The organism is Bacillus sp. BHET2, from assembly GCF_005938125.1.
Classification (GTDB): Bacteria; Bacillota; Bacilli; order Bacillales; family Bacillaceae_B; genus Rossellomorea.
Genome location: NZ_VCQN01000003.1, coordinates 336,146 through 358,270, shown reverse-complemented (window position 1 = coordinate 358,270; position 22,125 = coordinate 336,146). Strand labels below are relative to the sequence as shown.

Here is a 22,125-nt window from a genome sequence, read left to right as displayed (position 1 = left end):
GATGGGCATCATGAAGAGACGTACATATCCCTGTACAAACAAAAAAAGCGGATACACAGGTATCCACTCAAGTGTCGGGTAGTCAATCACACCTGGCGTTCCTCGTATATGATGGGTAAACAGACTTCTCCCGTCGGATTGACCGGTCATCGTCTATTCAGCTTGTTCATCATTACAAGATTATCCGCATGTTCAAAAAGTTCCCCTTCCGTCTACATCTCTTAATGAAAGTATAAAGGGAAAAATTTCAATATTCAATAATTGACTTGTGATTGTACATTTCCATCACACTTCTTAAAATCAAGCTGGCTGAATGTTCATCAGACGGCACTCGGTGATTTTCACCCCGTCCTAACAGTTGTCCATCTTCAAAACCCGCCACTCATCTTCCACCTTAAAGCCTTCGCCCACAATTCCCTCTGCATCTTCCATTAGTTTCGCCGCTTCCACTAATCTGGGATAACGATTCTTCACATACATATGGTGACACACTTCATTCTCCCAACCGGATAACGTCAGAAAAAGACCTTTTTCGTTTTGAGAGAATGAATACACACCACCAAGCATCCCTTCTGATTTACCCATTCCGGGACTCCATACCTTCTGCTGCATTTCTACAAAATGATCTAGTCTATCTTCTCTCACTTTAGCTAAGGTTACACGGATATACTCACTCTTCCACAAGACACTATTCAATTCGCTTTCATTTCTAAAAATGCTGCCCCTTTCATCAAATAAGCGAACATCGATAGAAGAATAGGTACTTCCCTGATCTGAAGGCACAAATATCTCGTCATGTACCTCATTCATAAAATAGTCATAATCCTCTTGGCTTTCCCAAAAAGCATAAATACAGGCTGTAAGTGGTTCCTCATTGCTCCATCCCCCCACTTGTCCGATGAAACCTTTCTCCTTACTTAATGAACTCCATTGTTTCTGATTCTCATGGAAAGCAACCTTTTGGTCCTCTATTACCTTGCATATGATTCTCTTTATGATCATGTCATCACCCTTACTCTGTTCATCATAGAAACTTCCATATTACTACCAATTATTTAAAATTATTCAAATGAGTTCAATCGTTTATTTTCGGGAGGAGCCTCTCTCAAAAAGGGCGACATACACAGCACTATACTCTACCAAACCACATATAGTAAATATATCAAGTGTTATTCTAGAATGAAGGAGGAAGAAAATTGAGAAAAAGTAGACGTTCCACATCCCATTTCGCTGCTGGAATTAACTGCGCTCCCTTATTGCCTCCAAAAGGTTGTCAAACGATTTATCCCAACCAACCGGTAAACAAACCTCCTTTAATTATGAAAACAAGCACGTTTCAATATGTAGCCTTCTCTGATAGCAACACGCGGATATTTACGAACCAGAACCGATCCATCGAGTACAGTACTTCCGGTATACTAGCTCCTGAAAATGTCTCCTATATGAACCTCTTTATAAACGCCATGCTCCAACCACCTTCACTTTACCAAGTCAGGGAAGGGATGCTGACTCTCACTTCATCTGATCTTCCAGCACTCGGAACACCAATCATTCTACAATTCATCATCATCCATAAAGATTAGAAAAGAGCGATGAGATTCTCATCGCTCTTCATTCATCAGGTTTCAATTGTTGTTGAAGCGGTTGGTACATAGTTGATGACTTCCAAAACGACAGAAGAATCCTGGATGATGGAATCTCCACCTGCAGGTACGTCGATGGCCAAAGAACCAACACCAGTTGCTCCTGGTGTGTATGTGTAAATATCATCCATCTGAAGTGCGCCGTTGATAAATACATTTACATAACTGTTACTTGCAGCCAAGGCAGGTAGCGTTGTTACCGCAGCTCCTGTATTATCGAAGAAATCAGCAGCATCAATAGTCAAGGTCGCTCCTGCTGCTGTTTCGGCGGTGGTTACGTTGAAGAATTTAGCAGCATCCGGGGCCACTGAAATTGTAGAACTGGCAGTCGCTTGTATTTTCATTAGTTGTAGTGCCAAGTCATTCCCTCCTCTCTTTCGTAAAATAGTAGTACACTATCATTTATATGTTGACTCTAGCAAATTGATTGGGATTCTAATAGAAACAGCATATAAAAGCTCAGAGTACGGACTCTGAGCCTTTTATAATATTATTTTTCAACCTGCATCGGTTGATCCTGGAACTGAAGTCCTCTTTCAACACTATCGATATCACATAATGGAACAAAACTAGTCGTACCAGGAACAAGCAGGTCATCGATTTCAAGGACACTATATTTCAACCCTCTGAATCTGCCTACAAAGATTCCTGCTGATGCATCTCCAAATCGAGTGATGCCAATCGTATCTCCACAACGAAAATGGTCTCTGATCGTCTTCTCTAATCCAATGACACAACAATTGCACGTGTCTACTTGAGTGTGGTCACTATGATCATCATACTTGTGGTCTTTAAATTTTTTGCAGTTACAGTCATTATATTTACTATTCATATTCTCCCCCCTTTCTAAACAAGAGATATTCTAGTATATGAAATAATTAATAGAGTGGTATAGGCTTTAAATTCAAGCCTATTCATAAATGTGCTGACACCTCATCCATACAACTGTTATCTACTTACCAAAAACACAAAAAAAGCCCAGAATACACATTCTGAGCTTCATTCATAAAAAGATAAAGGGGAACGAAATATGTCGGTTCAACTGCAAGGTTATAACTAGGGATACGCTCCCCCCTTACATCTAATTATTTCAAATTGCCTTCTCAAACTCAATCACATGAAAAAATGTCTCGTTGTCAAAACGAGACGCTGGTGGACATTGGGACAGGTTCATTGTCCCCTCTTTCTCATTCTATTTCACTGCACCGAAAACCGGTTTGCTTACGTCAAATTGCTTTAAAGTCAAAAGCTCGGATACCGTCACAAACTCGTATCCTCGGTCTTCCAGTGCGGAGAGCAGTTCCGGCAATGCTTTCCCCGTTGAGGGATGGATATCATGAAGAAGCACGATGGAATTTGGTGCAATTTCTTGCTCTACGGTGGTGATCACATCCTGAGCATTCAAGCTCTGCCAATCCAAGGAATCAACGGACCAAAGGATCAGCGGTTCGTTTTCTTCATCCGCTACGGTTTTCACCTTTTCGTTGAAAGAACCATATGGAGGCCGGATTAACAAGTTCTCTTGACCTGTCGCATTAGTGATGATTTTCTCTGATTCCCCAATTTGCTGTTCGATTTGTTCTTTCCCAAGTTGAGATAAGTCTCTATGGTGTAATGTGTGATTGGCGATTTCATGACCTTCTTCAGCCACTTTTTTAGCAAGATCCGGATAGAAGTCAACTTGGCTTCCCAGCATAAAAAAGGTGGCCTTGGCTTTATGTTCTTTCAACGTCATGAGTATATCCGGGGTCACCTTAGGACTGGGTCCGTCATCGAAGGTAAGGGCTACGTATTTGCCATTAGGATCTAGCGGCTGTACTTTCCCTTTGCCTTGCGAACTTTCAGAACCTTGATGATCAGTTGGATTTCCACGTATATCAACAGAAAGCAGAGACTGCACTTCCTTCAATGGAATCTTCACATCTATCGCACCTGCTGCACCTGCGGCAATCTCATACTCATCAAAATACATCCTGAAGTAATCCGAATCAATGGACCATTTCCAATCTTCCGGGTCTTCCAACGCCTTTTCTAAATCCTCATCAAACACATAGGGTGAGAGAATTTTATCATCTTTTAATTGTTCTTTAACCTTTGTTCTTAAACGATCAAGATTCGCCTCATCATCTACCATGTCATGAATCGTGAGTAACTTTTGAGAAGATGTATCAATATTGAAAATTTTCTTCATCTCTCTTCCGTTTGCTCCCCCAGCAAATTGATAGCTTGTAAATTCCACGCTATACAATTGTTTTTCCATCTGATGGGTATCAACCGTGATCGTCATATTTGCCCTATGTTCTTTATTCAAGATAGACTCATTTCCATCCACTTGACTCATAAACTGTTCTTTCTCTGAGGAAATCCAGTCTTTAATCGTTTGGTTTATTTGCTCATTTTCTGTCATAATATAGCTAATGGATGAGGTATAGAGGTCCGTTTCCTTTGTCTTTGTTTCAAGCTCTAGACCGGGATATTTACTCCAGTCCTCCCTTTGCACCTTTTCTTTTGATTCCTCATCTGTCTGTTGGGTTATACCAATAATTGCCGTACAAATTAATACTACCGCTATCATTCCAATGATTATCCCTATCATTTTTTTTCTCATCACGATTGGTTCCTTTCTAAAGTTCAAGAAGTCTACTAGTTGCTAATGGACAATTATATCATAATTCATTCTGACAATTTCTGTAGTAAAATAAGCGTAAATATGATTAAACAAATGTCACATTTAACACTACGAAACTTGATATCACATATAACAACCTTAGTATAATATGACCCTCACCCCCCTTAAATATAATGGACAGGGTAGAATAAACTTCATAACAAAAAGCTTACCTTTTGAAAGATAAGCTTTGGTTGAGAAGAAAGATGATTATGTGGACGTAAACAACCCAGTCGATTTTGAAATTTTTATGAATCCATTATTTGAATCCTTCTTTGTCTTTAGAAAATGAAGGAACTCTATTAATCGTTCATCCCCTAATGATCTGCCAACATCTGTGTTGGATGAAAGAATATAATCTGCCACCGCTTTTTCGTCGGTGATATGAAGATCTCCCGGAAAATCTTTATATACTATTTGATCAAAAAACGACCGGAGCTGCTTTTCCCCATTCTCCACCCCGAACTGCCTGGCATGTTCCAGAGCAGAATCAAAGTTTAGACTCTGATCGAACTCATTTACCAGCTCCCCAAATTCCTTCATATGATTCTCCCCGATGGTCGACGCATAGAAAACACCACCTGGTTTTAACACACGGCGAATCTCTCCCACCCCCTTCTTGCGATCTGGGACATGGTATAGCATATGGTTGGCAATGATTACGTCCATACTATTATCCTCAAATGGAATCTCTTCAATATTGAATTGCAGATAATGGATTGAATCCAACTCTTTGAGCCTCTCCTTTGCAGAGTGCAGCATTCCCGGGGAAAAATCTGATAGTGTAATGTGCCAGGTACTAGGAACCCTATCCTTATTCTTAAACCAGAAGCTCCCATCTCCACACCCTATCTCAAGGATTCGACTGTTTGGAGTAATTTTATATTGCTCAAACAGCCATTCATGCCAGTCCTGTTTATTCTCACTGTATAATTCGTGAATAGTGATTCGGGTTTGTAAGTTGGATGCATTTTTATATTGGTTTTGGATATCTGTCATTTTGATCGTCTCCTCCATGCACTATTAGACATTCTTTCAAACAGTATTCAATTCTTTGACTGAACATTTTCAAAGGCTTGAACCGAGACTAGATTCTTTCTTCTGTAAACACTCAAGAATAACCCTATCACCAAGGAAGTCTGTAAGGTCGGATTCAATCCATAGCTTACAAACGGTAGAGACATTCCAGTGAGAGGCAGGAATCCCAGAATCATTCCGATATTATAAAGGAATTGGGTAGAAAATAACGTAACCCCACCAATGATGATCACTCGTCCAAAAGGATCCTTGATCGATTGGATATTACGGATCATCCGGTACATGATGAAGAGTCCGGTTATGATTAGTACCCCGCCCACTATCCAGCCGTAATGATAGGTGATTGTGGTAAAGGCAAAGTTGGTATGTGGCTCAGTGATAACTTCATTTCCACCCGCTTCTCCAATCCATCCTCCCCTTGCCAGTAAGTCATGATTACGCAAGTACATGTAGCCAGTGGTACTTTTGTATTCTTCCGGATGGATTAAGGCGAAGATTCTTTCAAATTGATATGGTTTTATGTTTAAATTAATCATCATGATCGCTATAATCAGTGCGCTTCCTGTATATCCTAAAATAATGTGTTTTCTTTTGTTTTTATAAACCAGCCATAGCAATACTGTAATCGTCAGTGTAAACACGAAAACAGCCGGTAAACTGGGAATGATCATCAAAGGGTATAAACTTCCAATAAATAATAAAGTAACCACCCAGAAATTCGTCTTGGTTGTCCCTAAAAAGATAATCCAGCTTAGTACCAATAGTGTCACAGTCGCGGTGCTATCAATTGTGAAACTTTCCATCCTAAAATAGGCTGCACCATTGACGGTTGTATTTGGAAAAAACGTTAATGAAATTAAAACCAAAGCAGTAAACCCATAAATCCACCACTTCAATATATGAAGCTTTCTATAATCAAAAAACATCAAAGAAAGGCTGATTACAGCACCTATCATAAGAAAGACTATTTTTCTGACTAAAAAGCCGTTATCATTATATAACTCTTCACTAATATGAAGCGTCGGAAGAATCCCTATCATTGAAATTACCAGAACCAACCCAATCATGGTCCAATCTACTCTCGGACGATGAAGCTTATTCATCTCAAGTCCCAGCCGCTCTGCACTCCCCATTAGATGTATCGCTTGATCTTCTGCTACCTGCTCGTCCAAACCACTATCTTTCAAGTTTATTGACTCTTGATCAAGATGGTAGTGAAGCTCCTCTTCCACAAATCGCTTTGCTTCTTTATTCCTTACATATCCCAAGACTTTATCCATATATTCATTCCGCTTTTCAGTCATCCGTCACTCCCCCTCCAGCAAGCCTTTGAAGGAATATCTTTTTCTATGATCGCCTTGTTCTATATGTTGAAGGTGCTTTCTTCCCTGTTTTGAAATCATATATCTCTTTTCTCCTTCTACCCAATAAGATTCCAACATTCTGTCCTGCTCCATTTTATGAAGGACAGTATAGAGAAACCCCTGTCTTTCCTCGTATTTCTTGATTCCTCTCGCACGAAGATTGTTGAGCAGTTCATGACCGTTTTTCTCCTTTTGAAGCAATTGAAGAATGTGCACCAGAATATCCTGATCATTCTCACGTGAACAATTGATGCCTCTATTAATCATCCTCTTCTTTTCTTCCGTAAAAGGCATTTGCTGAAAGCTTCCTCGATCCATCGCACTCCGGAGTCTTTTTAATCGATCCTCCATCATTCGTTCACCAGTCCTTCCTTCACCAATTGCTTCGCCTTCCTTAATCTAGTTTTAACAGTATTTTCCTTTACGCCAAGAAGGAATGAAACTTCTCTTATCGTGCTTTCTTCATAATAATATAAATAAATAATTTCTCTGTACTTCATCGGAAGTCTCAGGACGACCTCTTCCAACTCCCGGTCCTCATCCCTTTGAATGACATCCCCTTCGACCGAACTGCCGGAACTCATCATTTGAAAATGGCGATCCTCTTCAGTAAATACCTGTCGCTTATACCAGCTATTCAAATAATCCTTGCAGTGATTAATGGCCACTCTCCAAATCCAGGTTCGCAGGGTTGAATGACCGGCAAATGTATCTATTTTTTTATAAATCTTAATAAAGATCTCCTGGGTGAGATCATCGGCAGCCTGTTCATGACGGACATATGAGAATACGAGCTTCCACACGTCCTCCCCATACTGATCCACGACATCCTCGATCGTCACACCATCCATCTCTTGAATCCTCGTTTCTGATAGTTCCCCCACTGTCTTCCCTCCCATATGAATAGACGAAGCAAAGATAGGAAAGGTTTTCCTAATCTAAAAAAATGGATTCACTTTGGAATCCATTTTGAATGTGTAACATGCAGATCACCCATTAAATCCATGAATGAAGTTGGGTGATTCCAGTATTGAGGTTGATCGTATTCTCCTATTTTCCGAACGATGGAAATGATATAGCCTGTTTCTTCTTCGGTTTCCCTGATTGCATACTGCTTTAGCGGTTCTCCCTCTTCTACTGTACCTCCAGGTAGACCCCAAAGAGGATAGTCTTTTCACTTTGCCAGTAATACTCGATTTTGTTTATTCATTACAATGGTAAAAGCACCTGAGGTTTTTGCCATATCTGGTGTTTCTCCTTTGTTTGCTATTGGTTAGCCTATTCTCTCCAGAAACCTTTCTACTACTCTATTAAATATCTCCGGCTGGTCGATATTTGCAGTATGACCTCCATCAGGAATCAGTCCTACCTCAATGGTTTGATTTGATCTTTTAACAAAAGAAACGGCTTCTACTTCATGAACATCATGACTCCCATTAAGCATCAGCACTGGGGGCTTGATATCCTGCATGTTCTCTCTTGTAACAGCTGGATAATGAAAAGTCATCGAATGAAGAACTTTCTTTATCGTTTGCTCCCATTTTTCTCCGTGTAGTTTATGGAAGTGTTCGGCAATCTCCTCATCATTTTCTTTGATATTAAGATAATATTCGTTTTGTTTTTCCATGATTTCCTTTAGCTCATCTGGTATATAAGGGGAATACCCTGTCAGAACAATACCTTTTACTAACTCCGGTGCTCTTAAGGCTGTATGTATGGCTAATGATGCACCCAATGATAAACCGATTAGATACCCTTCACCCTTCTCCTGCAATTGAGTGATCAGGTAGTCGAGTGTATGCTCGAAATAATGATCAGACGCTTCTAAAGTCGATTTTCCGTGTCCGGGTAAGTCTAAAAGAATGAGTTCATACCCATCACCAAAGTATGGGATTTGATTTGAAAAATGTGTTTGTGCCGTCCCCATGAAGCCGTGTAGCATGTATATTTTTTTGATGATAATTCCTCCTGTTTTTTTGTATGCGTCTTTATTTTAACATATTATTCCATTAATCTAGACTTTTTATGGAATCACCTTTAGTGAATTTTTCACTTCATTTGTATATAAAAATCCCCTGAGTAGTTGTAGGTTTGAAATAAACTCGCGATGTTTATAAAAAAGATGCGATGTGTTGAAGAAAGTCACGATGTTTTAAAGAAAGTTGCGAAGCTTTTACCCATTACCCTATCCATTTTCACTGTTTTACTACCCATAAATCGGTTTTTATTATCCATCTGACATGAATTCCAATCCATTTATGCGTTGGATGTTATTGGGAGTTATTAAATTTACGGAGTAAGAATCCATTTTGATCAATCTTTTTTCAAAATGGATTCTTTGTATATATTATAAAGCTGGGGGCTAATGAGAAACTTGTAATCATTCTAAATCAACATCTATATGTTTAATAGGATAGTAGAAAAACCACTCCAGCCAAATATTAACTCGGGACTGTATAAGCTATCAATTCCTAATTTTCCAAGTCCATCAGTTGAAGAAAATGAAGAGGATGGACACAGGGATATTCGTCGAGATGAAGATTTAGCAAATGGAATTTTTGGAAGGTTCGTCATCTATGAAGAAGAAAGTCGTTTGATAAGTGATTGGTATAAAACTGTTTTTTCATTTTTTTTCATTGTTGTCTGTATGGAAATTAATACAGCCCAAAAAATCTTCATATACTGATATATCAATATTATAATACTTTAAATACGTTCTCTCTTCTCACTCTCTATTTAATAGCAATTCTCCTTTTGTTTTACAATCCATCCCTCATTCAATCTCCTTTAAATTCCATTCAAATATTAAGGTAACCAATGTTTATAATATTTAAGGTTTATTTAAGGTCCTTTTTAAATTTTGTAGATGGAAAATGTGTTAAAATTTATATGTAATGTAAATAAATTGATGTTGGAGGGTATTTAAATGTTTAAAAAAGCTTCTTTAACGGGATTAGCTACTATTATGCTAGTTTCTGCAATTGCACCAGGTGTGTCTGCATCTAACGAAGAAACTAAGAACCTAGAAATGAATGAAACTGAAAAAACTAACGAATTTAATTTAAGTGGAATAGAGGGTAATGTTGCTATTACGGAAAAAGAAAAGGTAAAATTTGAACCATATGTTAAACTAGAAGATAATTCTGAATATGTGATTAGTGATGAAGCCAAGACCAAGCTAAGTCAAGAAGAATATCAAAAGTTACAGTCTATTCTTGATGATACTAATATTTTTATTATTAATAATAAAAATGAGGATTTAAACATTATTGATCCTAAACAAGAGAATCTGAAAATAGGTTCAGATAAAATGAGGATGTCTATTGCGGCTTTTAAAAATGGTAAAACAGATGCTGATACATATTGGTGGGGAGTAAGAATATATCTTAGTCAATATACAATAAGAGCTATCGCAGGGGGGATAACTCTTGGGGGTATCTGGGTACCAGAGCCACTAGTGACAAAAATTTTAGCTACTCTTGGAGTAGTTGCTGCTCTTTGTCCTGGTGGAATCCAATTTGATATGAACTGGCTTCAAATTAGTCAGATACCAAACCCTAGTGTCCGTATTTCGAGTAAGTTCTCGAATGCAAAATTTCAATAAAATATAAAAGGGTGGAGATAATAAATGCTTAGCTTTGTTAAAAAAAATTTTTTGAGGATTATAACGACGCTAATCTTAATCACATTATTCTTTTTATCAACGGAGGGATATATAAGTCATTATCTCGATTTGGCATTATTATTGCTCACTCTAATCACTTTTTTTATAATCCAAAATCACTTGGATAATAAAAAATAGTTACTCCCAAAAAAGGGCGCTCAGAAAGAGGGCACTGAAAAAGTCCAATTAAAGAAAAAAAGGAGTTGATTACCTACTAGATGTAGATAGTTAACTCCTTTTATTTACGAACAAGTTAACCTAATGCTATAGATGAGCCGACCTTTCAGAAGTGTAGTGAAGTTGTGGTTAAAACTAGTTTATTATGTAGGATTCCCGTCATAGTTTACGGAAATTTCTACTTCCACATCAAATAGTGCTTCGTCTTTTACAGGGCTAAAGAAAGATGTATCGTTTTAAAGAAAGTTATACCGTTTTATAAAATAGATTGATCTTTTTTATAAAAATTAATCTTTAATTTGTGGATTAGAATCCATTTTGATCAATCTTTTTTCAAAATGGATTCTTTTTATTTACCGGAATATCCCGTTTTATAATCTTTTTTGATTAAACTTTATTTCAAACCAACAGTAGTAAACTTTTGTGCCTATTACTCAGAGTACAGTTTAGTTATTCCTATTCTCTTTTTTGGCTCAAGAGATTATGTGACTAAAGTTCTTTTTATTAATTTTAAAATTCTCATGTCTATATTCCTAAAAAGGATGATTAAATACATAAATTACAAATAATAAAAGAAATATCACTAACACCCTTTTTCTTTTTTGTCTGGCACTAGTAACGATTAAAAAACATAATATCGAAAAAGATAAACAATATGCTAAAAAATCAAACCAAGCATCCTCTATAATGTTATCCATCATGACTATTAAAAATAAAAGCGTTGATATTATAAAGAAACTTGTATTATATTTCTCTCCTTTTTGACTCATTAGTATATCTTCCTTTCTTTATATATCTAACATATGTAAGATAATTTAAATATAAAGAGTCATAGAAGGTTATTAATATTATTAATGATTTTTTTAACGCATTCATACAACTACTAACAAATATTATATTTCCCCAGAATGTAAATAGTTTACCATACGCAAAAATCCAACAACATAAAAAACCACCTTAAGTTAACCTTAAATTCCCATCCAATCATCCTCTAGACCACTACTAGATACCACCCATTACACAGATAGCATGGGGAGCTTTATCGCTGATTTCTTTTTATAAATCCTGTTATGGGTGACACAAGGCTATGAAACAAGGAAAAAGGTTTGGCCGCAAAAAAAAATAATCCGCACTCTTAAAATCACAAACATTTTCACCAATCATATGCTAGTTAGTAGTGGTGGTATTTAAGGAGGGATACAATGAGAATTAAAAGGAAGAAGCACTACCATAATAAAAAGCGTGTACTAAGACGTAAGAAAAAGTTTTTTGCTTACGTCACTAACTTTGGGGATGATACTATTTCAATGATAGACACCCAAAATGATAAAGTTAAAGATACTATTCCAGTAAGCGATCAACCAGATGGGATTACAATTTCCACTCTAGTTAAAAATGCATATGTGTCCAATACAAATAATAACTCTGTTTCAGTATTAGACCTTTCTAGTAACAAGATAGTCAATGAAATACCTGTTGGTGAGGGGCCAGTTGGCATAGCTGCGACTCCTAATGGAAAAAAGGTGTATGTAGCGAATTTCGGTGGTACAACAATCTCAATAATTGATGTCTGCAAGCAAACAGTGAAAAATATAGAAGTAGGAAATAATCCATTTGATGTGGCATTTAGTCCAAATGGAAGAAAGGCATATGTTGCTGTTACAATAAGTAACTTTGTTGCAGTAATAGATACCAAAAAAGAAGCAGTTATAGATAGGATTCCTATTACTAATGGAGAGTTCCCTCGAGACCTTGCAGTAACTCCGAATGGAAAAAAGCTGTTTGTGGCCAATCGTGGGAGAGGTGAACCTAGTACAGTTTCTGTTATTGATCTTAAGGGAAATTTAGTAACGAATACGATAAATGTAGGCATTAGACCGAATGGTGTAGCTGTTACACCAGATGGGAAGAAGGTTTATATTACTAATATTAGTAGTGATAATGTAACTGTAGTGAATGCATGTGATGATTCAATTATTACAACGATTAATGTTGGAGATGGTCCAACGGATGTTTGTATTACACCAGATGGAAAAAAAGCTTATATCACTAACTTTAATGCAGGAACAGTTTCAGTTATTCGTATAAAAACTAATAAGGTTACTACTACGATTACTACAGGAAAGCAAACAAGCGATTGTGCTATTTCTCATTCATGCTTTCCTTTCAAAGGAAAAGGCAAAAGACAACTGTAAAAAACCAATTTTGGACTAGAAAAATAAAAAGGGGCTGAGACATAACCAAATCAATATAATCGAAAGACGAACAATCAGGATATAAGACCATGTTAGGGTTTCTTGTGACACCGCTGTTGATTTCCGTGCAAGACTTCGCTTTCCTCGGGGCGGAAGGCGAGCCTCCTCGTCGCTGACGCTCCTGCGGGGTCTCACCTATTCCGCTTTTCCCGCAGGAGTCTTCGTCTTGCACTCCAATCAACAGCTAGAACCAGTTAAATACACTGTGTATGCTTTTAAAATAACATTAAAAAATCCGAACGTTTTCGATTTTCATGAAAGAATATCGAATAATCGTTCGGATTTTTCTTTGGCTAAAACCCTTTTGTCCCAGCCTCTTAAATATCCCCGAACCTTCTAGTATCCACATCTGATGTAATACATTACATCAGATAGTTCTTCTTCGATTGTCCCTTTTATTGTTCTTTGTAGTTCCCATCTCATATCTTGCCTGATTACTTCCGACAGTTCTCCGACTTCTTCTATTACTTTTTGAAAATATGCATTTTAACGATTGGCGAATAGTCTTTCGCTTTAATATATTGCTGTAATTCTTTCATGGTAAGGTTCGTTTCGAATCTGCTTCTCCTTACTTTTTTATTCCCACACCCGATTGTTCTTCGTATGTCTTCCTAAACCCATAAAAGGTCCTGTATCCCTTTTGTTCATAGTACGTATGGGAAGAACTGCTCGCCAACATTTCCACTCTTGTCTTTGGATATAACCCATGGACATAATGAAGCAACGCATCTCCTAACCCTAATCCACGGAAATCGTGGTGAATTAGTAATTCACAAATAAACGTTGTGACGGATTCGTCAGTCATTCCCCGGATGTATCCGATCAGTTGACCATTATGTATAGTTACATACGCAATATTCGAATGGTCCCATGCTTCTTTCGTATCCTCTTTCTTATTCACAAGGTTATTCCATTGTTCTTCTGCGTTGAGGTAATTGATATCGTTAAAATCTTCCGGTCTATATTTTCTCACTTCGATTACATTTTCATCTTTTAATTTCAGCTGCATTTTTAGTCCTCACTTTGTCCTTGTTTTATTTTCACCCTACATATTATCAACAAAGGGTAAAGGGCTTTCACATCAAGTGGTTGGTACAATTGTATAATTCACACTCCCATACCCCTTCAGTTATACTTAAGGTTGTAATGGAGATATTATCCATGTATGTTTTCTCAAACTCCTCTGGAAGTAACTGTTGGAGGGTTAAACCTATTAAAGCACCGTGACTTACGATTAATATTCGCTTTTGGTTATACCTTTGCACTAACCCTTCAATAAACTCAACTCCTCTTTTGCCTACGTCTTCAAAGTGTTCCATTCCAAGCTCTAAATCTCGCCAATTTCTGCCCCATTGGTTTAGTCTGAATTCTTCAGTGGTACCTTCAATTTTCCCACAATTTATTTCTCTAATTCTTTTATCATAGTGACTAATAGGTAGATTAATGGCATTTCCTATGATTTGGGCTGTTTCAATCGCTCTTGATAAGTCACTAGAGATGATCATATCCCATTTGCCTTCATCTAAAAGTCTTTTACCCATTAGGCCAGCTTGTTTTCTTCCCTCTTCATTTAGTGGTATATCGGATACACCCTGAGCTTTGCCAAGAACATTCCACTCTGTTATTCCGTGTCTTATGAACCCTATTGTCGGCATAGAATCGGCACACCTCTTTCAATCTTAAAGTGCTATTCATATATCTAACTCTGGAGTATTGCTTTCACCTGTCTTATTGAATGCGATTCTCTTGATTTCTCCTACCTTGAATTCAATGATTCTTTTCATTTCTTCCTCCTTCGCATACCCCTCAAAATATTTATGAATTTCCCATGCCAACATCATGGTAGTGTGATCTACATAAAGAAGTTTGAAGTCTTTTTGATAATCCTCTTTACCAATAATGAGTTTCTTTTCTTCCAATAGACTTCGATAGGAAAGAAACACGAATTGAATTAATTCAATGTCATAAACGTCCTGCAATAAAATGGTGATATCTCTCAATGGTGAACCGAGGGAGGCCCACTCCCAGTCGATGAACCAAATCTCTCCTTCATGCTGAAAGATATTTTCTAAATGAGGGTCGCCATGAGTTAAGACATAAGGGCCTCTCACTTCATATTGGTCGAAGGACAACTGCTCATATGCATGGTTTATTGTATGTATCCATTCAGCTTGCACCCATTGATGATTGGCACATAACTTGGTCAGTTCATCTAAACACCACCTTCTCCATTCAAAGGTGATTGTGTGAGTTTTTAGCTGGTTACCTAATAAAGGCTGTTCTGAAGTGTGGAGGTCTGATAACCTTTGCAGTACAGACTGGAGTACTTTCTTCTTTTCTTTTAATGATAGTGGCTGAAAACTGTCTTTAAGAGGGGATGAAAGATCACTCATAAGAATCGCCTTTGGAGCCTCATCCCACACCTCTACGACCTTGCTAAACTTCTTCATATGTTTTTTTATCTTCAGATAGATGTCTACTTCATTCTCTCGATTCTCTGCAAATTCTTTATAGATGAACATTCCTCTTTCGTTATCCCCATCCACCACTTCTATTCTAGTGATATGACCTGCGTGAGTACCGTGAATCGTTTCCTTATGAAGCAGCTTCCACTTTTTTTCTCTCACCCTTTGTTCTAACTGTGTCAAAATGTATGTCCTTTCATTTCTAATTGTTTAACTTGATCCCCCAAAAATCTTTTCACCTATGACTATCTTTCCGTGCTTGAATGTAACCATAATAAGCACATGTGCCGTTTTCAGCAGGGTCCTTCACTTCGAATCCACATGTTTCGTAGAATTTGAAATTGTCCGCAGACGTGTGTGCGAACCAATCACCGTGAGGCAGTTTTTGAACACACAGGTCAACAAGTTTCTTCCCTATTCCCTTGCCTCTATATTCTGATAGTACCACCAAGTCCATGATGTTAGCAGCCATGATCTTGTCAGAAATCACCCGTACCATCCCGACCATCTTGTTATTGTCCCACACAGTAAACGCCCAGGTTGAGTTTACAAAAATGAGGGTGAACTTTTCTTTCTGCCAGGTTGGTGTGTCCCTTGCCCATCCCGCATCCTCAAAGAGGGCCTCAACAGCATCTGAAGGTACACCATCTGTTCCCTCGCGAATGACTGAGCCATTAAAATAGTGGTACATGCTGATTTCCTCCTTTGGATTGTGAAAATTTCTTTAAATAGGAGACTCTATATCACTGATAACGAGTCTCTCTTTCCTTAAACTTCTGTTTTATTTGCACCCATTCCTCACCTGTTATCGAATAAAGAACAGCATTACGGATATATCCATCAGACAGGATTCTTTCCTTCCGTAATACGCCTTCTTTCACAGCACCTAATCGCTCAAGCGCCTTTTGAGATCTGATGTTGCGCTCATCTGTTTTGAACTGGACCCTGATCATTCCTAATTCTTCGAAGCAATACATCAGTAGCAGGGATTTGCAATTGGAATTGACGAATGTCCTTTGATACTCCTGGCCATACCAGGTAGAGCCGAGCTCGCATGATTTATGGATGAAATTGATGTCAAAGAGTCTAGTAGACCCTACTATTTTATTCGTTTCTTTCAACCTGACGATAAAGGGCAGAGCAAGTTGATTCTCCCGAAGTTGTATAGCCTCCGCCACCCAGTCTTCCATTTCTTTTAAACTACCAATTTCACGTAGCATATACGCCCAGATACCAGAGTGGTTCTGTTTGAACAGATCAATGGAATGATCTTGTTCCAAAGGCTCAAGCCTTATTTTCTCGTTTTCCAGTATCTGCAGAGTAGAAAACCATTTACTTTTCATTTTCTGCTCCTCCCACCATCGCTTTTGAAAGATTCACCCATATGACGGCTCCAAGTGGATGTTTATAAGGTACAGGTGTTTGATAGAGGACGGGATCTTCGAGTATCCAGGCATACGTTCGTTTGTACGGTAACTGAAGACTACCTTCACTCTTTACTCCATGTCGTGCTGAACTTTGCTGATATTCTGATAACGTCAGTTCTTGGCTACCAACGATATTGACCGTTCCCATTACCCTACCGGAACCACTTTTAATTAATCCTACTCTTCCTCGAATTCGCGTATTGGATCCCCTTATTTCCCAAGTCTTATTTCCATTAGGCTCTTTTCGTAAACTTTGTTGCTATAGAAGGTAGCGAGTGGTGGTTGATTTCCGCTGCAGGCGCTCGCTTTCCGCGGGGCGTGAGTTGAGCCTCCTCGGGCTTCGCCCTGCGGGGTCTCAACTTTCCCGCAATTCCCGCAGGAGTCGAGCACCTTCCGCTACAATCAACTTTCTAGGTATGGAGGATTAATCTACTGTCATACACGGCTAGAAAACATCATTTTTTATCGCTTGCAGTGGTCGATTTTAGCTTGAATAGTAAAATGCCATTTCATTCGTTTTTTTCACTAGTAAGCTCTGTCACGACATCTCTTGTAGATGGTGAGGGGAACGGCGTAGACTCCTGCGGAAAAACGGGCGTGCCGAGACCCCGGAAGCGCAGCTGAGGAGGCTTGGCCGTTCGTCCGCCGGAAAGCGAAGCCGTTCCCCTCACCATCTATCGCATTCACTCATAGACAGAACCTTGGCAGCAACTCCTATGTTTAGAAAACAACAATCTTTGCGAAAAGAGCCTTCCATTAAGAATGTAATCGACCCACGGGGATTTGACTAGTAGCCCTTTCACTCGTTTCTCCCCTCCCTATATATGTACATGTTTTTTCTTAAGCTCCTATTAAATTAGTATACCATCTTAAACACCTAAAAAATGACAATAATCAGATAAATCCGAATGATGGCAAAAAAAAAGCAGAGAAACGAATTCCCCTGCTTTTCTATCTGACGATTATTTTGCTTCTACGGTTGTTGATGGTGCTGATTCTTTTTCCTCAATATTTACGGTTGTGATGTAATAGGCATCACCCTTTTCAGCATTTTCATCAAAGAAGCTTTTTCTCTCATGAGCTGAAATGCTTTCAATCTGTTTGAATTCTTTATCATTTGCACCTTTCTTATACAATCGATAGCCCATAACTGTATCATCTTTTACAGAATGCCAGGAAACTGAACCAGTATCATATGCTACAGCTGTCGGTTGTTCAGGAGTCGTCATCTCTTTAGCCTGTGTTTCAGAAACAAGCTCTGTATACACGACTAGTCGATCCGGATACAGATGTTGGTCATGATTAAACGTACCTGTACAAGTAATGACATTCAAGTGTCGTTTATCTGAGGGTCCAAATATTTTCTCAATCGGTGCTTTATCACTTGGATAGCTTTTTTTTGATTTCACCTCAAAAGTACGTTCTGTTCCCTTTTCATCTGTGACAATAATCTTTTCCCCTATTTCGATATTTTTCAGATAAAAGAAGATTGCAGGTCCTTCCTTGCTGTCCACATGACCAGCGAGAACCGCGTTCCCCTTAGCACCCACCTTGACGCCTCGGTCATACCAGCCGACAACTTCTGTTTCTTCCGGCACTTCCATTTCGCCATTGTCCGTTAATCCTACGGGGATGATGTTCGTATCGATATCCATACTTGGGATCTGTACGCGGGAAGGCGTAATTCCTTCTTCTTGAACCTTTACCTGCTCTTCAAGCTCTGTTTTCCTTTTCTTTAAAGAGTCAAGAAGAACAAACTCTTCTTCCTCATGTGCAGTACCAGCACCACTTTTACTATTTTGGTCCTTTTCTGAAACCGTTTCTTTCTTTTCTGATTGAGATGTCTGATTTTCCTTAGAAGGCTCATCTTTAGCGATTGCCTGGAAACTGACAACACCAATCAAAAGGAAAGTGATCAGTATGATAAGCATTCGTTTCTTCATCATTTTCCCTCCGTTTAAGAGAAGAAGGAAGAGCAGCACTCTACTCTTCCCTTTAACTCTAATTCATTTCATTATTGTTGATCTGCGAATTTTTTCTTAATAACAAATCCACCAGCCATTAAAGCAACTGCTACAAATGTTACCCATGCAGCCATTGGCAATTGTTGATCTGCTGCTCCACCCATACCAGTGTTAGGCATTTGCTCAGGCATATCATTTGAAGCAAATTTCTCAGGGTTTTGTTTCACGATTGCATCTCCAAGCGCTTTACCAACTCCGAACATGAACGCATATCCTTCACGGAATGTATCCGTGCTTGTTTGGTAGTCTTTTGCTACATATGAATCAAACGTTTTCACGACTTGATCTTCATGTGTTTTCAGTGCTGAAATCGCTGCATCTTTAGGCAGGTTTCCTTCCGTTGCCGTTGCAAGGAATGTACCGAATTCTTCAGTGAACATACCAAGACTGTCTTTTGCTGCTTTCACGCCTTCTTCGTCACCTGCTAATGTAGCACTTACAAGATCTGCTTGTGCATTAATGTGCTCACTCGTCCATAACTTCTTGAATTGAGCTGCTCCTTCATCTCCATAAATGGATCCGATGGCTGCCGTCCATGCTTCTGTATTCATATCTTCAGCCCACGTCGCTGTATCATAGTCAGGTGCTTCATTTACGCCTTTTTGCATGCTCATCGCTGCTAACGCGAAGTGCTCTGCTGCCAGGTTATTTAATGTAGAGCGTAATTCTGCTGCAGGAGCGTCTACTTTCGTGTTGTCGAATTTATCAGGCATTTGTGTTACGATCGCTCCGGATAATGCTTTAGAGATATCGAACATTCTGTCGTAACCTTCTTTGAAGTTTGTTTGATACGATTTATAATCTTTTTCCACATAGCTGTCAAACGCTTCGATGACATCCATTTCATGGGCTGCTAATACTTCTTTCGCTGCATCTTCTGGAAGGTTACCTTCTGTTGCCGTCGCCAGGAATGATGAGAACTCATTGACGAATTCTTTTACTTCCGCTTCCGCAGCTTTTCTTGCTTCTGCGTCATCGGATTGTGCCGCTTCTACGAAATCAGGAGTGTAGTCATTATGTCCAGCAAAGATCTCTTCGAATTTCTGAGCGCCTTCTTTACCGTAGACGGATTCAATCGCCGGTGTCATATCCAATGCGTTTTGGTTCAGTGCTTCGTATGCCTGCTTTTCATCCGGTGCATCGTTAAAATCTTTCACCATGGCATTCACTGCTAGTACATAGTGTTCTGAGAGCAACTGATCCAACGTGGCACGAAGGTCGGAAGCCGGTGTCACCGCTGTCGGGGTTTCTGCCGCAAAGCTTGCCGTTGGTGCTAAAAGGGATAATCCTAATATCGGTGCTGCGATTCTTTTAAGCATCTTTGATTTATTCATGGTTTCAATCTCCTCTATTCTACTCGTTTTGTTTTCTGAATAGATAACGAGGAGATTTTAGATATGGATCATCTTTTCTCTCATTAGATTCTTATTTGTCATGGAAACGATGAATCTATGTTTTCTTTGAAGGCTAGTGAGAGAGAGCTCTATTACCACAACAAGTCGAATAAATTAGTAGCGAATACTGAAAGAAACACAATAGATAGAAAGACTAATTGACTGATCGTAAAAAGATAGTCATTCTTATTTTCCGCATATTTCTTTTCCATGATTGCCCTGACTGTTTCAGATATGATGACAAACACAATCACCAGAAAAGGCGTTTCCAAAAACCAAATGCTCTCTGAAGGTCCACGAGTGACATTGATGAAAAAACCGATAACTAAAACAATCACGAAAGAAATCCGAAGGGTCCAATCCATTTTCATATGGGTATCGTTTAGATGATTATAAGAAAACCATTTCTTTTTCTCTACCTTTAGCCATTTCCTCATTACTCTATTAAATAGAAAGGTTATCGTGCTAAAACCAATTAATAGTAACATTAACTTTAACCAAAAATCGTTCATGCATTTACCCTCCCTTTCCCAGTGTTAATTTAACAAAGTGCGTAAAAGTGGTTCATCTAAATTTTACCATAATATTCTAAAAACAGATCAAAACAAAAAGGATTCCCATCATCCGGAAATCCTTTTTACTTACTTTCCACCTCCTGCCTTCACTCCACCATCCAATACCTTTCCAGAAGTCCAGCTTCGTACGAATAATCCGGTATAGATGAAGAAGGTGCCAAGCATGACGATGGATCCAATATAGACGCTCATCATGGTCGGGATCAGAAAGGCACCGATAATGATGGTGGACCTTGCAATGAGATCGGCTCCGCTGAAGGATAGGTTTGAAAAGGCAGAGTAAGATCCCCGTTTGTCGTCTGGAATCATGTTAGCCTGTTCCGCGTTTCGGATCGGTGAGTAAATCAGTTCACCCATGGTGGCGATCAGATTGAACAGCACTAACACATACCACGTATTCGCCGAGGTGACGGTCATATATCCGATTCCGTATAGGAGCAGGCCGATTAATAGAGCATTCTTCTTGTTCATTCGATCAGTGAACCGATTGATGATGAACGTGAAGCAGACGACAAGAAGCATGTTCTGGATGTTCAGGATACTCAGCATCCTCACCCCGACGATTTCAAAGCTTCCCGCGTTCACTGCTTCAAATGTTTCAGCGAGTCGAATCCCGATATAGCTGTTCAGTGAAAATTCTGCCGCAAAAATAAAGGTCGATCCGAACACCACTTTCACGAAAGCTGAATCTCTAAAGGCGATTCGATAATTGCTAATAAGATCGACAAGAACATTCTTATGTTTCTTTTTCAAAAGTCCTTTGAACCGGTCCTGAAGCCAGATTCCATATGCAATCGGAATCATTGTGGACGTGAATGTCAGCATCATGAATAATTCTCTTTGATGATTAATATATAAAAGTCCTCCGAGCGCTGCACCGATGGCCATGGACAAGTTGACGAGCCAGTAGTCCAGTGCGTAAACGGCCTTACGATTTTCCGGTGTTGTAGAATCAATGATGATGGCGTGCATGGCCGGCCGCCCTAGACTGCTTGTGATGATGAACCCTATGTATGCCCCTGCAAACAACCAGATTAGATTCTTTTCTGGAAAAAGGCTGACGGTCATGACCAGAAAGAACAAGGCGTTGAGCCAAGAAGTTGTCAATAGCACTTTTTTTCGGGGAAAGCGGTCCGAAATGTATCCTCCTACTAGATTGATGAAAAAACCAATCACCACAGTGATGATCAGGAATGTCCCAGCCCATACCTTATTCAATTCCTGAGCAAAGAATAGGGCCATAAATGGCATGACAGCTGATGATACAGCACGATTAAAGAATGAGGTAATCATTCTTACTTTTATGTTCTGAGGTAATTGCTTCCACTTCATGTTGTCCCCTCCTCCTATTTACTGTATATTAAACTAGACGAAATATTTTAAAAATAGACATTTTCAATTATCATGTCCCCTTTTAGGAGGAATCCCATC

The 22,125-nt window shown here is 38.9% G+C and carries 24 protein-coding genes and 2 pseudogenes; 3 read left to right on the top strand and 23 right to left on the bottom strand.

Going from position 1 to position 22,125, the window contains the following annotated elements; genetic code table 11:
* Positions 1–351: 351 nt before the first annotated feature.
* Positions 352–1,002 (bottom strand): YdbC family protein, encoded by a 651-nt coding sequence (locus FGG79_RS14400; RefSeq protein ID WP_138779487.1) that lies wholly within the window; start codon positions 1,000–1,002, stop codon positions 352–354.
* A gap of 194 nt (positions 1,003–1,196) precedes the next feature.
* Between FGG79_RS14400 and FGG79_RS14395 the strand changes: the two genes are divergently transcribed.
* Positions 1,197–1,583, top strand: a complete 387-nt coding sequence (locus FGG79_RS14395) for a DUF4183 domain-containing protein (protein ID WP_240794288.1) — start codon at positions 1,197–1,199, stop codon at positions 1,581–1,583.
* A 35-nt stretch (positions 1,584–1,618) separates the two neighbouring features.
* On the opposite strand, the gene FGG79_RS14390 is transcribed toward FGG79_RS14395, so the two are convergent.
* The 9 genes and pseudogenes from FGG79_RS14390 to FGG79_RS14350 all read right to left on the bottom strand — a co-directional run bounded on the left by FGG79_RS14390 (position 1,619) and on the right by FGG79_RS14350 (position 8,655).
* A complete protein-coding gene (locus FGG79_RS14390; protein WP_138779485.1) occupies positions 1,619–2,002 on the bottom strand; it encodes a DUF4183 domain-containing protein in 384 nt (127 codons plus the stop codon).
* 131 nt (positions 2,003–2,133) lie between these two features.
* Positions 2,134–2,475: a hypothetical protein gene (locus FGG79_RS14385; protein ID WP_138779483.1), complete on the bottom strand. Its 342-nt coding sequence runs from the start codon at positions 2,473–2,475 to the stop codon at positions 2,134–2,136.
* 360 nt (positions 2,476–2,835) lie between these two features.
* Positions 2,836–4,251, bottom strand: coding sequence for a polysaccharide deacetylase family protein (locus tag FGG79_RS14380; protein ID WP_171050946.1), 1,416 nt, complete (start codon positions 4,249–4,251; stop codon positions 2,836–2,838).
* A 270-nt stretch (positions 4,252–4,521) separates the two neighbouring features.
* Complete coding sequence (locus FGG79_RS14375) at positions 4,522–5,310, bottom strand: class I SAM-dependent methyltransferase (protein ID WP_171050945.1); 789 nt, start codon at positions 5,308–5,310, stop codon at positions 4,522–4,524.
* A 47-nt stretch (positions 5,311–5,357) separates the two neighbouring features.
* Complete coding sequence (locus FGG79_RS14370; RefSeq protein ID WP_138779477.1) at positions 5,358–6,653, bottom strand: FtsW/RodA/SpoVE family cell cycle protein; 1,296 nt, start codon at positions 6,651–6,653, stop codon at positions 5,358–5,360.
* A 3-nt stretch (positions 6,654–6,656) separates the two neighbouring features.
* Positions 6,657–7,064 carry a PadR family transcriptional regulator gene (locus FGG79_RS14365; protein ID WP_171050944.1) on the bottom strand — a complete coding sequence of 136 codons (408 nt, stop codon included), beginning with the start codon at positions 7,062–7,064 and terminating at the stop codon, positions 6,657–6,659.
* Positions 7,064–7,564, bottom strand: coding sequence for a sigma-70 family RNA polymerase sigma factor (locus FGG79_RS14360; RefSeq protein ID WP_481747286.1), 501 nt, complete (start codon positions 7,562–7,564; stop codon positions 7,064–7,066). The genes FGG79_RS14365 and FGG79_RS14360 overlap by 1 nt, the downstream gene beginning before the upstream one ends.
* Positions 7,565–7,665: 101 nt before the next feature.
* Positions 7,666–7,863 (bottom strand): annotated as a pseudogene (locus FGG79_RS22155) (NUDIX hydrolase); the annotation flags it as partial.
* Between the two features lie 123 nt (positions 7,864–7,986).
* Complete coding sequence (locus FGG79_RS14350) at positions 7,987–8,655, bottom strand: alpha/beta fold hydrolase (protein ID WP_138779471.1); 669 nt, start codon at positions 8,653–8,655, stop codon at positions 7,987–7,989.
* A 984-nt stretch (positions 8,656–9,639) separates the two neighbouring features.
* Between FGG79_RS14350 and FGG79_RS14345 the strand changes: the two genes are divergently transcribed.
* Positions 9,640–10,317 (top strand): hypothetical protein, encoded by a 678-nt coding sequence (locus tag FGG79_RS14345; protein ID WP_138779469.1) that lies wholly within the window; start codon positions 9,640–9,642, stop codon positions 10,315–10,317.
* Between the two features lie 770 nt (positions 10,318–11,087).
* Here FGG79_RS14345 and FGG79_RS14340 read toward each other — a convergent pair.
* Positions 11,088–11,324 (bottom strand): hypothetical protein, encoded by a 237-nt coding sequence (locus FGG79_RS14340; protein ID WP_138779467.1) that lies wholly within the window; start codon positions 11,322–11,324, stop codon positions 11,088–11,090.
* Between the two features lie 432 nt (positions 11,325–11,756).
* On the opposite strand from FGG79_RS14340, the gene FGG79_RS14330 reads away from it, so the two are divergent.
* Positions 11,757–12,749 carry a YVTN family beta-propeller repeat protein gene (locus FGG79_RS14330; protein ID WP_138779465.1) on the top strand — a complete coding sequence of 331 codons (993 nt, stop codon included), beginning with the start codon at positions 11,757–11,759 and terminating at the stop codon, positions 12,747–12,749.
* 396 nt (positions 12,750–13,145) lie between these two features.
* Here the strand turns inward: FGG79_RS14330 and FGG79_RS22450 are convergent, their stop codons facing one another.
* The 12 genes and pseudogenes from FGG79_RS22450 to FGG79_RS14270 form a co-directional block, all read right to left on the bottom strand.
* Positions 13,146–13,244, bottom strand: coding sequence for a hypothetical protein (locus tag FGG79_RS22450; protein WP_481747285.1), 99 nt, complete (start codon positions 13,242–13,244; stop codon positions 13,146–13,148).
* A 133-nt stretch (positions 13,245–13,377) separates the two neighbouring features.
* On the bottom strand, positions 13,378–13,818 hold the full coding sequence (locus FGG79_RS14315; RefSeq protein WP_138779464.1) for a GNAT family N-acetyltransferase: 441 nt from the start codon (positions 13,816–13,818) through the stop codon (positions 13,378–13,380).
* 67 nt (positions 13,819–13,885) lie between these two features.
* On the bottom strand, positions 13,886–14,464 hold the full coding sequence (locus FGG79_RS14310) for a histidine phosphatase family protein (RefSeq protein WP_138779462.1): 579 nt from the start codon (positions 14,462–14,464) through the stop codon (positions 13,886–13,888).
* A gap of 36 nt (positions 14,465–14,500) precedes the next feature.
* Entirely contained in the window at positions 14,501–15,457 is a 957-nt protein-coding gene (locus tag FGG79_RS14305; RefSeq protein ID WP_171050943.1) for a phosphotransferase family protein, read from the bottom strand.
* Positions 15,458–15,509: 52 nt separating this feature from the next.
* Entirely contained in the window at positions 15,510–15,965 is a 456-nt protein-coding gene (locus FGG79_RS14300) for a GNAT family N-acetyltransferase (RefSeq protein WP_138779457.1), read from the bottom strand.
* Between the two features lie 52 nt (positions 15,966–16,017).
* Entirely contained in the window at positions 16,018–16,617 is a 600-nt protein-coding gene (locus tag FGG79_RS14295) for a GNAT family N-acetyltransferase (RefSeq protein ID WP_138779455.1), read from the bottom strand.
* Positions 16,607–16,924, bottom strand: a pseudogene (locus FGG79_RS14290) (ASCH domain-containing protein); the annotation flags it as partial. The gene FGG79_RS14295 and the pseudogene FGG79_RS14290, both read right to left, overlap by 11 nt.
* 286 nt (positions 16,925–17,210) lie before the next feature.
* On the bottom strand, positions 17,211–17,375 hold the full coding sequence (locus FGG79_RS21855; RefSeq protein WP_171050942.1) for a hypothetical protein: 165 nt from the start codon (positions 17,373–17,375) through the stop codon (positions 17,211–17,213).
* 288 nt (positions 17,376–17,663) lie between these two features.
* Entirely contained in the window at positions 17,664–18,644 is a 981-nt protein-coding gene (locus tag FGG79_RS14285) for a class F sortase (protein WP_171050941.1), read from the bottom strand.
* Between the two features lie 71 nt (positions 18,645–18,715).
* Complete coding sequence (locus FGG79_RS14280) at positions 18,716–20,059, bottom strand: copper amine oxidase (protein ID WP_138779449.1); 1,344 nt, start codon at positions 20,057–20,059, stop codon at positions 18,716–18,718.
* Between the two features lie 152 nt (positions 20,060–20,211).
* Complete coding sequence (locus FGG79_RS14275) at positions 20,212–20,631, bottom strand: DUF4181 domain-containing protein (protein ID WP_138779447.1); 420 nt, start codon at positions 20,629–20,631, stop codon at positions 20,212–20,214.
* Positions 20,632–20,760: 129 nt separating this feature from the next.
* Entirely contained in the window at positions 20,761–22,026 is a 1,266-nt protein-coding gene (locus tag FGG79_RS14270; RefSeq protein ID WP_138779445.1) for an MDR family MFS transporter, read from the bottom strand.
* Positions 22,027–22,125: the final 99 nt, after the last annotated feature.

What these genes read in the sequence shown, in the direction of transcription:
- FGG79_RS14315 (WP_138779464.1), bottom strand. Translation starts at nt 13,818, where the DNA reads ATGCAGCTGAAATTAAAAGATGAAAATGTAATCGAAGTGAGAAAATAT.
- FGG79_RS14345 (WP_138779469.1), top strand. Translation starts at nt 9,640, where the DNA reads ATGTTTAAAAAAGCTTCTTTAACGGGATTAGCTACTATTATGCTAGTT.
- FGG79_RS14275 (WP_138779447.1), bottom strand. Translation starts at nt 20,631, where the DNA reads ATGAACGATTTTTGGTTAAAGTTAATGTTACTATTAATTGGTTTTAGC.
- FGG79_RS14340 (WP_138779467.1), bottom strand. Translation starts at nt 11,324, where the DNA reads ATGAGTCAAAAAGGAGAGAAATATAATACAAGTTTCTTTATAATATCA.
- FGG79_RS21855 (WP_171050942.1), bottom strand. Translation starts at nt 17,375, where the DNA reads ATGGTGAGGGGAACGGCTTCGCTTTCCGGCGGACGAACGGCCAAGCCT.
- FGG79_RS14295 (WP_138779455.1), bottom strand. Translation starts at nt 16,617, where the DNA reads ATGAAAAGTAAATGGTTTTCTACTCTGCAGATACTGGAAAACGAGAAA.
- FGG79_RS14375 (WP_171050945.1), bottom strand. Translation starts at nt 5,310, where the DNA reads ATGACAGATATCCAAAACCAATATAAAAATGCATCCAACTTACAAACC.
- FGG79_RS14360 (WP_481747286.1), bottom strand. Translation starts at nt 7,564, where the DNA reads ATGGATGGTGTGACGATCGAGGATGTCGTGGATCAGTATGGGGAGGAC.
- FGG79_RS14370 (WP_138779477.1), bottom strand. Translation starts at nt 6,653, where the DNA reads ATGACTGAAAAGCGGAATGAATATATGGATAAAGTCTTGGGATATGTA.
- FGG79_RS14350 (WP_138779471.1), bottom strand. Translation starts at nt 8,655, where the DNA reads ATGCTACACGGCTTCATGGGGACGGCACAAACACATTTTTCAAATCAA.
- FGG79_RS14380 (WP_171050946.1), bottom strand. Translation starts at nt 4,251, where the DNA reads ATGAGAAAAAAAATGATAGGGATAATCATTGGAATGATAGCGGTAGTA.
- FGG79_RS14300 (WP_138779457.1), bottom strand. Translation starts at nt 15,965, where the DNA reads ATGTACCACTATTTTAATGGCTCAGTCATTCGCGAGGGAACAGATGGT.
- FGG79_RS14310 (WP_138779462.1), bottom strand. Translation starts at nt 14,464, where the DNA reads ATGCCGACAATAGGGTTCATAAGACACGGAATAACAGAGTGGAATGTT.
- FGG79_RS14385 (WP_138779483.1), bottom strand. Translation starts at nt 2,475, where the DNA reads ATGAATAGTAAATATAATGACTGTAACTGCAAAAAATTTAAAGACCAC.
- FGG79_RS14365 (WP_171050944.1), bottom strand. Translation starts at nt 7,064, where the DNA reads ATGGAGGATCGATTAAAAAGACTCCGGAGTGCGATGGATCGAGGAAGC.
- FGG79_RS14270 (WP_138779445.1), bottom strand. Translation starts at nt 22,026, where the DNA reads ATGAAGTGGAAGCAATTACCTCAGAACATAAAAGTAAGAATGATTACC.
- FGG79_RS14280 (WP_138779449.1), bottom strand. Translation starts at nt 20,059, where the DNA reads ATGAATAAATCAAAGATGCTTAAAAGAATCGCAGCACCGATATTAGGA.
- FGG79_RS14400 (WP_138779487.1), bottom strand. Translation starts at nt 1,002, where the DNA reads ATGATCATAAAGAGAATCATATGCAAGGTAATAGAGGACCAAAAGGTT.
- FGG79_RS14285 (WP_171050941.1), bottom strand. Translation starts at nt 18,644, where the DNA reads ATGAAGAAACGAATGCTTATCATACTGATCACTTTCCTTTTGATTGGT.
- FGG79_RS14330 (WP_138779465.1), top strand. Translation starts at nt 11,757, where the DNA reads ATGAGAATTAAAAGGAAGAAGCACTACCATAATAAAAAGCGTGTACTA.